We start from the raw sequence: 12,152 nt of genomic DNA on the forward strand, positions 1-12,152 counted from the left end.
GCATCAGGGAGACCACATTGGCCCCAGGCGTCAGGATAGTGCAGATTTTGCCAAACTCACAATGTCGATCTCGTATGATCGGTTGTGCGAAACCCCTTCCAGAGCGACCTTGGCAAGGATTTTTCGGGAGGCCTGAGCCTGGGCATGTCAGCTTTGTTCAGGTTGAGTGATCCTGGTCGAGGCTTCAGACTGACCGACTTGTCCGCGGAACGGGCACCGAATCCGAATCCGCACCCATTCCCCGCGTCACCGAGCCCTGCACGCCCGCGCCATGGATCTCTCCCCCTTCGCCCACCTCTGGGTCCTGTTCGCCCTGGCCTCGGCCTTCTTCCATGCCTCGCGGCTGGCGGTCACCAAGCATCTCAGTCTCAGTTTTTCAATCGAGGCGCTGACCTTTTATGTCAACGTGGCGAGCCTGGTCGTGACCTTGCCGCTGGTGATCCGGTATCACGATTTTCCTTATGAGAACCCTGACTATCTGCTCGCGGTGACGGCGGGCGGAGTCCTGTCCGGGCTGGGCGGGTGGGCGCTCAACGCGGCCCTGCATCGGACCGAGGTTTCGCTGGTCGGGCCGGTGATGACCCTGACGCCGGGCTTCGCCATCGTCATCGAATGGTTTCTGACCGGCGATCTGCCGGGGCGGATCGGGCTGCTTGGCGTCGCCATGCTGGTGGCGGGGGGCTATATCCTGAGCCTGGGTGAGCATGAGCCGCGCTGGTATCTCCCGTTCAAGCGGCTGTGGCTGGAGCCCGGCAGCGTCCTGGCGATGGTGGCCGCGGCTTGCTTCGCGGCGGCCAGCGTGTTCGGCCGGATCGGCATCCAGTTGAGTGACCCGCTCTCCTTCTCGGTGATGGTGGCGATGATCAATCCGCTGATTCTCTGGGTCTTGTTCACCCTGCGGGATCACCGATTCCATACCCGGCTGATCACCCCGGAGGCGCGTCGGCAGTTGCGCCCCCTGCTCCTGCTCGGGGTCCTGTTCGCCCTGATGCGGATCGCCGACCAGATCGCGCTCGGTCTGACGCTGGCGTCCTACGCGATGGCGGTGAAGCGGACCGCCGGGGTGTTCTCGGTGTTCCTCGGGCGCTGGTTCTTCAATGAAGGGCATCTGGCGCCGAAGTTGCTCGGTGCGCTGATCATGCTGCTCGGGGTTTTGGCGTTGACTCAGTAGCTGTTTTTCCGGCAAGCGCCTGATAGCCTTCGGACGTGATAACCGGACGTAGGGGCGGGTTTTAAACCCGCCCCTACACGAAGGTTTGTCTGGATATCAGGTGCGAACGCTATATCCGTTGCGCAGCGACACGGCGGGCGCCTGCGCCGCGCCCGGTGCACCGCGCGCCTCACGCAGACGGGCCGCGCGTTCTTCCAGGTGCCGGCCGAGGACGTTTTTCAGCGCGATCAGCAGCCCCAGCCCGATGAAGCCGCCGGGCGGCAGGATGGCGATGAGTGCCCCGTGGTAGCCGTCGCCCAGGCTGAAACTCAAGTCCTTCGCCCAGTCCCCGAGCAGCAGGTGCGACTGATAGAAGAGGGTGCCCTGTCCGACCAGTTCGCGCAGGCCCCCGAGGGTCACCAGCACCAGGGTTGAGCCGAGTCCCATGGCGACGCCGTCCAGGAAGGCGCGGTCCACGCGGTTCTTGGAGGCGAAGGCCTCGGCGCGGGCGATGATGATGCAGTTGACCACGATCAGCGAGATAAACAGGCCCAGAATCTGATAGAGGTCGAAGAACCAGGCCTGCATCGTCAGCTCGACCATGGTCACGAACGACGCGATCACGACGACATAGACCGGGATCCGCACCTCCGGGCGCACGAGCGGGCGGATCAGCGAGATGCTGACATTGGAGGCGGTCAAGACGAAGGTGGTCGCAATGCCCATGCCCAGCCCGCTGGTTGCGGACGTGGTGGTGGCGAGCAGGGAACAGAGCCCGAGCAGGGCGACCAGGGACTGATTGTTGGTCCACAGCCCATCGGTGATGATCCGGCTGTAGGTCGGCGGTGTTGCCATCAGGATGCCTCCGGCGCATGGTGCTGGGCGACCGGCGGTTCGCCGTAAAGCCGTGCACCTTGGGATTGAACATAGAGTAATGCGTTTTTCACCGCCGTGACAATCGCCCGCGGGGTGATGGTCGCCCCGGTGAACTGGTCGAAGGTGCCGCCGTCGCGCTTGACGGCCCACTGATCCAGTGTCGGTTGATCCAGCGACTTGCCGTTGAAGCGGTAAATCCAATCTGATTTGGCCTCGTCGATCTTGTCTCCCAGGCCCGGAGTCTCGCGGTGGGACAGGACCCTGACCCCGCCCACACGGCCGTCCGGCAGCACCGAGATCAGCAGATGGATGGGGCCGGCATAGCCGTTCTGAACCACCGGGTCCAGGATCAGCGCCACCGGCTGGTCGCCGCGGCGCACCCGGTAGATCCGGGTCAGTGCGGTCCCCAGCCGCTCAGGGTCGCTCACTTCGAGGTGGTCAGCCAGTGGGTCATTGTCACCGCCGCTCGGGACAATTGCCGCCAGCTTGCGCTGCATGGCCAGCCGTTGATTGGCGGCGATGCGATCCGCCATGGCGGCCTTGGTGACCGCGACCAGGCTGACCCCGGCGACCGCGAACCCGGCGAGTACCAGGGCGGCGAGTAAAATGGGCTTTGGATTCATGACTTGCGGCCGTGACCGAAGACGCTGGGCTGGGTGTAGTGATCGATGGTGGGGGCGGCGATGTTGAGCAACAGGACCGAAAAGGCGACCGCATCCGGATACCCGCCCCAGGTGCGGATCACGAAGACCAGCACACCGATCATGGCCCCGAAGATCAACTGGCCGCGCGGCGTGGTGCTGGCGGTCACCGGGTCGGTGGCGATGAAGAATGCGCCCAGCATGGCGGCGCCGCTCCACAGATGAAAGGCCGGGTTCGGATGGTGCTGGGGGTCGATCAGCCAGAAGAGCCCGGCCAGCATCAGCAGGGAGCCGAGCATGGCGACCGGTATCCGCCAGGTGATGACCCGCCGCCACAGGAGATAGAGCCCGCCGGCCAGAAAGGCACTGCTCACCCATTCCCAGCCGCGCCCGCCCAGGCTACCCCACCAGGACGCGCCGCGGATCGCATCCATCACCTGATGCTCGCGCAGTTGGCCGCGCAGTGCCTCCAGCGGGGTGGCGGCCGACAGGGCGTCCCAGGAGAGGTCCGGCGGCAGCGCGCCGAACAGGATCAGGCGCCAGGACTCTGTCAAAGACAAGTGATGCTGCGTCAACAGGTGAGGCGCAAGCCAGTTGGTCATCTCCACCGGGTAGGCGATGAGCAGGAAGACATAGGCCGCCATCGCCGGGTTGAAGGGGTTGTAGCCCAGGCCGCCATAGAGTTGCTTGACCAGCATGATTGCGAAGACCATGCCGAGCAGGGTCAGCCACCAGGGCAGGGTCGGCGGGATGGCGCAGGCGAACAGGACCGCGGTCACCACCGCGCTGTAATCCCCCAGCGTCGGCAACACCGGGCGGCGGCGCAGCCGCAGCACCAAGGCCTCGGCGGCCGTTGCGAACAGGATCGCGAGCACGCAGTTGATCAGGAGCCCCCAGCCGAAGAACCAGGTCATGACCAGTACGCCGGGGATCAGAGCCAGGAGCACCTGGAGCATCACCTGATCGACCCGGTTGGCGCGCGGGCCGTGCGGCGAGGAGAGGATGGCGGCGGTCATCTTGGGAGCAGCATTTGGGGCCATTGTTCTGATCCATCGGTCGGTAGCGAGAGTCCGTTGGCGAGACAGAGGTCAGCCCAGGTCGACGGGCTCGATCCGGGACTGGGCCGCCGCCTTCTTGGCCGCGGCACGTTGTTTGGCGGCCTCGATCAGTGCGCGCCGCGCGTCCAGGTCGCCGTCCGCGACCTGACCAGGGACGGTCGCCGCGGTCGTGTCATCCAGGATTTCCCGCTTCTTGCGCAGTTTGGACTGGCGCTCCTGCTCCAGTCGCTCCAGGCGGGCCTGCCGGGCCTGATGGCGGGCGCGGGCCTGATCGGCCTTGCGGCGTTCCTCCTCGTGTGCCCAGATCGCGTTCTTGGCGAACCGATAATACTGGACCAGCGGGATATGGCTGGGACAGACCTGGGCGCAGCAGCCGCATTCGATGCAGTCGAACAGGTTGTAGCCCTGGGCCCGGTCGAACGCCTTGGCGCGGGCGTGCCAATAGAGTTGCTGAGGCAGCAGCCGCACCGGGCACACCTCGGCGCAGCGTCCGCACCGGATGCAGGCCAGGGCCGGGCCGGGGTCGGGGGCCTCGGCCGCGGTCAGTGCAAGCAGACAGTTGAACGCCTTGGTGATCGGGATTTCCAGGTCGCTGAGCGCGAAACCCATCATGGGACCGCCGCACAGCAGCCGCCGCGGCGTCTCACGAAAGCCGCCGCAGTGCGCGACCAGATGAGACAGCGGTGTACCGATGGGGACCGCCAAGTTGCCCAGCCGGGCCACCGCCCGACCGGTGACCGTGACCACCCGCGTGATCAGCGGCCGACCCAGCAGGACCGCATCGGCCACCGCGGCCGTCGTGGCCACGTTCTGGCAGGCGACCCCGATCTGGGCGGGGAGGCCGCGGGTCGGGACCTCCCGGCCGGTGAGGATGCGGATCAACTGGCGTTCGCCGCCGCTCGGGTAGCGGGTCGGCACCGGGATGATCCGGATGTGTGGGTCCGGGCCGGATTGGGTCAGGGCCGCGGACAGGGCGGCGATGGCCGCGGGTTTGTTGTCCTCGATGCCGATCAGCACCCGCTCGGCCCCCAACAGCGTGCGGATGATCCGTGCGCCCTCCAGGACCTGGACGGACCGCTCGCGCATCAGCCGGTCGTCGCAAGTGATGTAGGGTTCACACTCGGCGCCGTTGATGATGAGGGTTTCAATATGCCGCTCGGATCTGAGCTTGACACTGGTCGGGAAGGCGCCCCCGCCGAGACCCACCACCCCGGCCCAGTGCACCCGCTCGCGCAGCAGCGCCGGATCCAGGTGTGGATAGTCGGTCAGGGGTGCGGGGAGCGGCGCCCAAGCGTCTTGTCCGTCGGTCGCGATCACCACGCAGGGTGCGGGCAGCCCCGACGGATGCGGGATCCGTCGCTCCTCGATGGCGATCACCGTGCCGGAGCTGGAGGCATGCACGGCGGCGCTGACATAGCCGTCCGCCGTGCCGATCACCTGGCCTTTGCGCACCTGGTCGCCGACCCGCACACCGGGCCGGGCCGGCGCGCCGATGTGTTGGCGCAACGGAATGACGAGCAGCGGCGGCAGGCGCAGCGGTTCAATGGGCTGATCGTTGGACAGGGCCTTTTCATCCGGCAGGTGGAGCCCGCCATGAAAGGTCCAGAGCCGCGATTGCCCGTGTTCGGATTCCGGGTTGGTGACACTCATCCGACTAAGCTGCCAGGCGCTCGGTCGGTGCCGGCCAGCGCCAATGGGCCAGATCACTACCCACCGGAACCATGCGGATGCAGGCGACCGGGCAGGGCGCCAGGCAGAGTCCGCAGCCGGTGCACTCGGCGGCGAGGACCCCGTGCAATTGCTTGGCCGCTCCGACGATGGCATCCACGGGGCAGGATTGGACGCACAGGGTGCAGCCGATGCACGCCTGATCGTCGATCAGGGCGACCTTGGGTGCCTGAACCTCGGTCTCCAGGGGCTCGGGTTCGCGGCCGAGCAGGTCGGCCAAGGCACGCGCGGTCGCCTCCCCTCCGGGAATGCACTTGTTGATGGCGGCTTCGCCCTTGGCCACCGCCTCCGCGTAAGGACGGCAGCCCGGATATCCGCACTGCCCGCATTGCGACTGGGCGAGCAATGCATCGATCTGATCGGCGATGGGGTCACCCTCAACCCGAAACCGGATAGCCGAATAGCCCAGCAGCAAACCCAGCACGGCGGCCAGCGTGGTCATGGCGAGGATGGCGGTCAGCACGGCCGAGGACATCGGATGCAATCGCCTTAGCGCGAGACCAGTCCGGCGAAGCCCATGAAGGCGAGCGACATCAGACCGGCCGTGATCATGGCGACGGCGCTGCCCTGGAAGGGTCGGGGTACGTCAGCCACGGTCACGCGCTCACGGATACCGGCGAACAGGATCAAGACCAGCGAGAAACCGACGGCCGCGCCGAATCCGTAAACGGCTGACTCCGCGAGCGTGTGTCCCTGCTGCGTGTTGAGGATCGCGACGCCGAGTACGGCGCAGTTGGTGGTGATCAACGGCAGAAAGATGCCCAGCACCTGATAGAGAACCGGGCTCTGGCGGTGCATGACGGTCTCGGTAAACTGCACGACTGCCGCGATCACCAGGATATAGGCGATGGTACGCAGGTATTCGATCCCCAGGGGTAGCAGCACATAGGCTTCCACCAGCCAGGTGCAGACCGATGACAGGGTCATGACGAAGGTGGTGGCCAGGCCCATGCCGAGCGCCGTCTCGAATCGCTTGGAGACACCCATGAAGGGGCACAGGCCGAGAAACTTGACCAGTACGAAGTTGTTGACCAGCACCGTGCTGATCAGGATCAGGGCGTACTCTGTCATGCGGCGTCCGCTGGACTGGTGATGGTGTTGCTGGTGAAACGCCCGGCCCCGAGCCGGAGGTCCGGGCCGTGAAACGCCGGGAGCATACGCGAGCCGACTCGTCCGCTACAACTGTGCGCGTTCAGGGTTTCTGGACCGCGCTCCCGCTGAGGGTCGGCGGGGCGCTCGGCAGTCGCAGCCCGGCGGTGCTTTGCGCGGCTACCCGGCCGAGCAGTGACCGTGCGACATCGGCCCCGGCCCGGCGGCCGGAGTGCAGCGCCCATTGGATCGAGGGCGCGCTGCGGTACTCACCGCACACCCAGAGCCAATCGGCGACGCGTTGCCCGGCGTCGCCCGGATAGTGGACCGGCGGCGTCTGGAGCGGCAGGGCCTGCGGTATCCGGTACACGGCAAGCCGCTCCCAGCCCCGCACCTGATCGCCGAACCAGCCGGCGAGTTCGCGGCGCAGGATGGTTTCCAATGTGTCCGGGTTGTGTTCTGCCCCGTGGCAATTGACGCTCACCAGCGTTTGACCCGCCGGGGCGTAATGACCGGACAGGTTGCTCGGGCACAGCAGGCTGTTGATGTGTCCGTGGCCCTCGCCGTTGAGGACCAGGTAAGGCCCTTCGATGGGCGGCCGCACGGCCGCGAAATAGACACAGGTGGTCCCGCGGCTCGCGGTGGCGGCGTCGGATGGATCGAGCAGGCGCGCGGCCGCGGGTGCGCTGGCGGCGATCACCAGGGCGCGGGCGCGCAGGCGCTCGCCGGAGGCCAGGGTGACCGTCCGCTCGGTGATGCTGTCGACGCGGCACCCGGTGCGGACTTGGGTGCGGGTCAGCCGAGCGGCGAGTTGGGCCGGAATCTCGCCCATGCCGCGGGCCGGCAGTGAGGTATCCCCGAGGGCGAAGGCACGGAAGACGAATTCGAAGGCGCGCGACGAGACCGCCAGCTCAGGGTCGAAGAACACTCCGCTGAAGAATGGCTTGAAGAAGCGGTCGATGATCCGCGCAGAAAAGCCCAGGGTGCGCAGATAGGCGCAGGCCTCGGTTTCCGGACGGTTGTAGAGCGCTTCCAAGTCGCCGCGCAGGCAGCGGTGCCGCAGTCGCAGCAGCCGTAACTTATCCGCCAGGGTGCCGACCGGCGAGACCAGCATTTCCGGCAGCCGCAGCGGTCGCCGCCAGACATCGCTGACCCGCAGCAAACGCCCGCCGACGCGCACCAGCGCGCCCGGATAGAAGGGCCGCAGATCGAGCCGGTCGTAATCGAGCAGGTGCCGCGCATCCGGATACCAGGTCTGCAGCACCTGAAACCCGCGGTCGAGCAGGAATCCCTGGCGCTGGTCGGTCCGGATGCGCCCGCCGATGCCGTCGGACGCCTCCAGCACCAGGGGTTCAAGCCCGTTGTCCCGCAGCGTCGAGGCGCAGGCGAGGCCGGACAAGCCGGCGCCGATTATGATGACATCCGCATTCATGGCCCGGTCACGCCCTGCGATTGCGATTAGTGATACTGCTCGGCGGAGTAATGGCCTGGGGCATGGCGGCGGTGGCGAACCAGACCGCGCGCCTCCAGGATCTGCTTGGCATCCTTGATCATCGCGGAGTTGCCGCACAGCATGACGTGGCTGGACTCCGGATCGATCCGGGCGGCCGCCCGCTCTTCCAGCGCGCCGCTGGTCAGCAGGTCGGTGATACGCCCGTGCAGGGCCTGCGCCTGGGTTTCCCGACTGATCGCCGGGATCAGGCTGAATTGCGGCCCGCGCTGGGCCGCGATCGACGCCAGGGTCTCACCGTAGACCAGATCGGCGGCGGCACGTACGCCATGGACCAGGATAACGCGTTTGAAGTGCTCCCAGGGGGCCGCCGTGCGCAGAATCGACAGGTAAACCCCGATCGCCGTCCCGGTGGCAAGCAGCCACAGAGTGTCGGCGGGCTGCACCGACTCCAGGGTGAAGATGCCGCCGGCCTGGGCCGCGACCCATACCGGATCGCCGATCTTCAGTTCCGACAGGCGCGGGGTGAGCGGCCCTCCCGGCACCTCGTTGAAGAGGACCTCCAAGGGGCGATCCTGGGGTGCATTGACCAGCGAGTAGGGCCGTCCCACGCGATCGGTACCGATATCCAGGGCGATTTTCGTGTACTGACCTGCCGTGAAATCCGCCATCGGGGCGTCGACCTGTATGCTGTAAAGCCCGTCGGTCCAAATGTGTTTGCCGACGACCGTGCCTTTGACCCATTCGCTCATTTTTGTTCCGTTTACATCGGGGAGTTGCTGATTATAAGGGGTTGCGGGGCGCGCCGATCCGATGCGCCCCGCTACCTGGGACATTGGTCCTCCGGCATCCGCATTCAAACCACCGGCAACCCTGGCCGCGGCAAGGCGGGGACTGGTTGCTTTCCGCAGTGAGCGCACTATCTCCCAAGCCCGCTTCCTGTCCCTTATAACCGGAGATTCGACGTGAAAACAGCTTTGCTCGCCCTTAGTCTTGCCGCGGTCAGTGCCGGCGCCGGTGCCGACCCCACACCCTGTCCGCCCTTGCTGGACGTCACCTTGCGCCGGCTGGCGGGGGATGAGCAGGTGAATCTGTGCGAGGCTTACCGCGGCCAGGTGATCCTGGTCGTCAACACCGCCAGTAAATGCGGCTTTACCTCCCAGTACGAGGGGCTCGAGGCACTCTACCGCAAATACAAGGATCAGGGATTCGTCGTGCTGGGGTTCCCGTCCAATGATTTTATGAGTCAGGAGCCGGGGAGCGAGGAGGAAATTCAGAAATTCTGCCGCCTGACCTACGCGGTCGAGTTCCCGATGTTCGAGAAGGTCAGCGTCACCAAGGGCAGCGCGACCCCCCTATTCGAGCGACTCGCCGCGGCCGGGGCACCTTATCCCAAGTGGAACTTCTACAAATATTTGATCGATCGCCAGGGGAATCTGGTCGATCACTACGTGAGTTTCACCGCGCCGGACGGCGGGAAGATCGAGAAGGCGATCGAAAAACTGCTCTGAGGTCACCGCGATCTCATGGCCGGTGACCGCGTGCCTGGTAAGTCCTTTGGCAGGTTGCAAGTGCTCGGTGTCTGGCTCGGGTGCAGCCTGCTCGTCTGCGCCATGCCGCTCGCGGCCGGACTCCTGACGACGGAGCGGACCTTAGCCAACTTTACTTTCATCGGCGAAGACTTGGCGTATTCCCCCGACCCGGGTGCGCGCGCCTTGCCCGTCGACAGTGCGATGGCCTTTCCCGTAACCGACCCGGACTTGGGTGACGGCAGCGCGGACCGCGCGCAGGAGCCTCTGCGCGGCTCCCTGCATCTTGGTGTCAAGACCGATCGCTTCGGTGACTTCCGCGGCGCGGACTTCAATGCCTTCGGCAGCCTGCCGGCCTTGGCGGCCCGTCCGGAAGCCGAATTACTCAACGACTCGGTGAACTCATCGGGTCCGGGCACCCGGCTTGGCGGTCTGGAGTGTCTGTTCGAGCGGGATCGGATCAGCGGCCCACTGGTCGGCCAATACCGTCTCGCCGGCATTTTTACCTTGGCGGCCGGTGTCGACGAAGTGACCTGGGTCAAGGGCTTCGCGGACGGCGCCGCGGCCCTGCGTTTGTTGAGTGCCGAGGACGCGGGTACCGGATCGCAAGGAGCGATCAAGGCCATCCCGGCGCCGGCCACACTCGGGCTCTTGGCGTCGGGTCTGTTGCTGCTGTGGCGGCGTCGCGTCAAGTAACGAGTCAATAGAGCATTCGAACGTGATAACCGGACGTAGGGGCGGGTTTCAAACCCGCCTTTACACCAAGGGTCTGTCTGGATATCAGGTACGAATGCTATAACACGTACAACACAATCGTTGTCGTAATCAAGTGAATGATTCCCGCGAGGATTCGCTTCTCCGATTTCGCGGATGTGCGCGCTAATGCGGCCCGAAGCGTAAACCGGCAGTGGCGACCAGAATCTCCCGCAACAGCAGGATCAGCGCGGCAATCAAGGTCAACATGGCCGCGACGAACAGGCTCGCGACGACCGGTGAGGTTTCGAAAGAAAACAACGCACTGAGAAACAGGACCGCGATCACCGCCGAGATCAGCAGGGCGGTGGTAGTGCACAGTCCGATGGCCAGACTGATGATCTGTGCCCGCCGCGACAAGGCCGCCAATTCTTCATGGAGCGGGCCTGGGGGGAGCGGCTGGGCCATCACCTCTTCCTCGATCGCGCGGGCGCGATCGACGACGCGCGCCAGGCGGGCCGCCATGACCCCGAGGATCGCCGCGATTCCCGAGAGCAGGAAGACCGGCGCGACCGAGAGCTGAATGACGTGGGCAATGGCTGAAATCGTTGGTTCTGTCGGCATAGGGTCTTTGAATCGGTAAGTCATTGAACGGCAGCGTCGGCTGAACCGACGCGTGCCGTGTTCTACCTAAACATCGCGGAAGACCACCCCCCGTCATTCCGGCAGGATGCCGGAATTCAGGGCCAGGGATGGTCACTTTCAGCCAGTGTCGATCTACGAGATCAAACGGAACGGCCTGCTAACAGCATTCGATCTCCAGGGATTCGAGCATCGGCGTCAAATCCGCCTCGTCCCAGCGCTCCAACAAGTCGCGCAGATCGTTGAGATGGCAGTGGATATGGTAAAGCGCATCATGATGCGTCGGCCCCTGGGTGCCGTCCAGTTTGGCAGCGAAGTAGTCCCAGAACGGGTCTTGTCGTCCATTTCTGGCCATCGCAGTACGCAAAGTGTCGACAAATTGCTGCGATTTGGCGTCGCAGTCCAGGCCGAGGAAGCTGACGTAGCGGTCAAGGGTGGGGCTGTCGGTCGGTTCAGGCATCGTGGTCAGTCGGGGTCATTGGGTGTTGGTGGGGCGTCAGCCGTTCCTTGCCGGTTGATTGGGCCGCGGCGTTGGCGCTGCGCAGGGCAGGGTCATCCAGAAAGCCGTTAGGGTTAGTTGAAGAGCGGAGCCAAACGTGCCAGCACTTCGTCCATGATCGCTGCCGGTACGGTTTCCAGCCTGTGGGCATTGCGTGCGCGCAGGTCGAGGGTGCGCGGCTGATCGCAGCGAATCACCCCCGTGGTGCTCGTCCCGGCGCCCACCAGCGACACCGCGAAGCCCTTGCTGCGGGCGAAGTTGCCCCCGCTGGTGATCGGCACCACCACCGGAGTCTTGGTCAGCCGATTGAAGGCGGTCGGAGAGACCACCAAGACCGGACGCGTACCCTGCTGCTCGTGCCCCGCTGTCGGGTCGAGCGACACGAGCCAGATAGTGCCGCGCTCCACTACAGCAGCTCACGACCGACCGGGCGGTCGTCGAGCCAGACGCGATCCTCGTCGCTGACCTCGGCTGATGCGTCGCATTGGGCCAACAGTTCGTCCAGACTGTAGTGCGGTGTCGGGCTCGGCTCGATCACCAGCCGACCCCCATCGACGGTCACGCCAACGGTCTCGCCGGCCCGCAGGTGCAGCAGGTCCAGGATGGCGGGGGGCACGGTCAACATGATCGAACCGCCCACCTTGCGCAGTGTCGTCGTCAGCATAGTGTCGCTCCGCGGGGCATAAGTTATATCTAAGTATAACATCGGAGCCGATTTCCTGTCCGTACTCGTTGCGTTTCCGCTCGGACCATCTCTGGTGCCCTGATGTCAGCGGGTTGCCTGAAAACTCAGTGAA

15 protein-coding genes are annotated in these 12,152 nt (G+C 65.3%); 3 read left to right on the forward strand and 12 right to left on the reverse strand.

The window, feature by feature from the left end; genetic code table 11:
- The first annotated feature begins 271 nt into the window (after positions 1 to 271).
- Positions 272 to 1,171 (forward strand): DMT family transporter, encoded by a 900-nt coding sequence (locus tag A39O_RS0116930; RefSeq protein WP_020505855.1) that lies wholly within the window; start codon positions 272 to 274, stop codon positions 1,169 to 1,171.
- Between the two features lie 96 nt (positions 1,172 to 1,267).
- Here the strand turns inward: A39O_RS0116930 and A39O_RS0116935 are convergent, their stop codons facing one another.
- From A39O_RS0116935 to A39O_RS0116975, 8 genes are all read right to left on the reverse strand, one after another.
- Positions 1,268 to 2,005 carry an electron transport complex subunit E gene (locus A39O_RS0116935; protein WP_020505856.1) on the reverse strand — a complete coding sequence of 246 codons (738 nt, stop codon included), beginning with the start codon at positions 2,003 to 2,005 and terminating at the stop codon, positions 1,268 to 1,270.
- Positions 2,005 to 2,649 carry an electron transport complex subunit RsxG gene (gene rsxG / locus A39O_RS0116940; RefSeq protein ID WP_020505857.1) on the reverse strand — a complete coding sequence of 215 codons (645 nt, stop codon included), beginning with the start codon at positions 2,647 to 2,649 and terminating at the stop codon, positions 2,005 to 2,007. Before rsxG ends, A39O_RS0116935 begins: the two co-directional genes overlap by 1 nt.
- The gene (gene rsxD / locus A39O_RS0116945; RefSeq protein WP_020505858.1) at positions 2,646 to 3,683 is read right to left on the reverse strand and encodes an electron transport complex subunit RsxD; all 1,038 of its coding nucleotides are present in this window, start codon (positions 3,681 to 3,683) and stop codon (positions 2,646 to 2,648) included. The genes rsxG and rsxD overlap by 4 nt, the downstream gene beginning before the upstream one ends.
- A 72-nt stretch (positions 3,684 to 3,755) precedes the next feature.
- Positions 3,756 to 5,375 carry an electron transport complex subunit RsxC gene (gene rsxC, locus A39O_RS0116950; protein WP_020505859.1) on the reverse strand — a complete coding sequence of 540 codons (1,620 nt, stop codon included), beginning with the start codon at positions 5,373 to 5,375 and terminating at the stop codon, positions 3,756 to 3,758.
- 4 nt (positions 5,376 to 5,379) lie between these two features.
- Positions 5,380 to 5,928 carry an electron transport complex subunit RsxB gene (gene rsxB, locus A39O_RS0116955; RefSeq protein ID WP_020505860.1) on the reverse strand — a complete coding sequence of 183 codons (549 nt, stop codon included), beginning with the start codon at positions 5,926 to 5,928 and terminating at the stop codon, positions 5,380 to 5,382.
- Positions 5,929 to 5,942: 14 nt separating this feature from the next.
- Positions 5,943 to 6,524 carry an electron transport complex subunit RsxA gene (rsxA, locus tag A39O_RS0116960; protein WP_020505861.1) on the reverse strand — a complete coding sequence of 194 codons (582 nt, stop codon included), beginning with the start codon at positions 6,522 to 6,524 and terminating at the stop codon, positions 5,943 to 5,945.
- 121 nt (positions 6,525 to 6,645) lie between these two features.
- Positions 6,646 to 7,974: an NAD(P)/FAD-dependent oxidoreductase gene (locus A39O_RS0116970; RefSeq protein ID WP_020505863.1), complete on the reverse strand. Its 1,329-nt coding sequence runs from the start codon at positions 7,972 to 7,974 to the stop codon at positions 6,646 to 6,648.
- A 26-nt stretch (positions 7,975 to 8,000) separates the two neighbouring features.
- The gene (locus tag A39O_RS0116975) at positions 8,001 to 8,744 is read right to left on the reverse strand and encodes a ferredoxin--NADP reductase (protein WP_020505864.1); all 744 of its coding nucleotides are present in this window, start codon (positions 8,742 to 8,744) and stop codon (positions 8,001 to 8,003) included.
- A 213-nt stretch (positions 8,745 to 8,957) separates the two neighbouring features.
- On the opposite strand from A39O_RS0116975, the gene A39O_RS0116980 reads away from it, so the two are divergent.
- Both A39O_RS0116980 and A39O_RS0116985 read left to right on the forward strand, forming a co-directional pair.
- Entirely contained in the window at positions 8,958 to 9,503 is a 546-nt protein-coding gene (locus A39O_RS0116980; RefSeq protein WP_026199483.1) for a glutathione peroxidase, read from the forward strand.
- Positions 9,504 to 9,518: 15 nt separating this feature from the next.
- Positions 9,519 to 10,217, forward strand: coding sequence for a hypothetical protein (locus tag A39O_RS0116985; RefSeq protein WP_020505866.1), 699 nt, complete (start codon positions 9,519 to 9,521; stop codon positions 10,215 to 10,217).
- A 183-nt stretch (positions 10,218 to 10,400) separates the two neighbouring features.
- On the opposite strand, the gene A39O_RS0116990 is transcribed toward A39O_RS0116985, so the two are convergent.
- The 4 genes from A39O_RS0116990 to A39O_RS0117005 all read right to left on the reverse strand — a co-directional run bounded on the left by A39O_RS0116990 (position 10,401) and on the right by A39O_RS0117005 (position 12,019).
- The gene (locus A39O_RS0116990) at positions 10,401 to 10,838 is read right to left on the reverse strand and encodes a DUF2721 domain-containing protein (RefSeq protein WP_020505867.1); all 438 of its coding nucleotides are present in this window, start codon (positions 10,836 to 10,838) and stop codon (positions 10,401 to 10,403) included.
- A gap of 178 nt (positions 10,839 to 11,016) precedes the next feature.
- Positions 11,017 to 11,316, reverse strand: coding sequence for a N(2)-fixation sustaining protein CowN (gene cowN / locus A39O_RS0116995; protein WP_020505868.1), 300 nt, complete (start codon positions 11,314 to 11,316; stop codon positions 11,017 to 11,019).
- 113 nt (positions 11,317 to 11,429) lie between these two features.
- Positions 11,430 to 11,762, reverse strand: a complete 333-nt coding sequence (locus A39O_RS0117000) for a type II toxin-antitoxin system PemK/MazF family toxin (RefSeq protein ID WP_020505869.1) — start codon at positions 11,760 to 11,762, stop codon at positions 11,430 to 11,432.
- Positions 11,762 to 12,019 carry an AbrB/MazE/SpoVT family DNA-binding domain-containing protein gene (locus A39O_RS0117005; protein WP_020505870.1) on the reverse strand — a complete coding sequence of 86 codons (258 nt, stop codon included), beginning with the start codon at positions 12,017 to 12,019 and terminating at the stop codon, positions 11,762 to 11,764. Before A39O_RS0117005 ends, A39O_RS0117000 begins: the two co-directional genes overlap by 1 nt.
- Between the last annotated feature and the right edge of the window lie 133 nt (positions 12,020 to 12,152).

Source organism: Lamprocystis purpurea DSM 4197, assembly GCF_000379525.1.
Lineage (GTDB): Bacteria > Pseudomonadota > Gammaproteobacteria > Chromatiales > Chromatiaceae > Thiodictyon > Thiodictyon purpureum.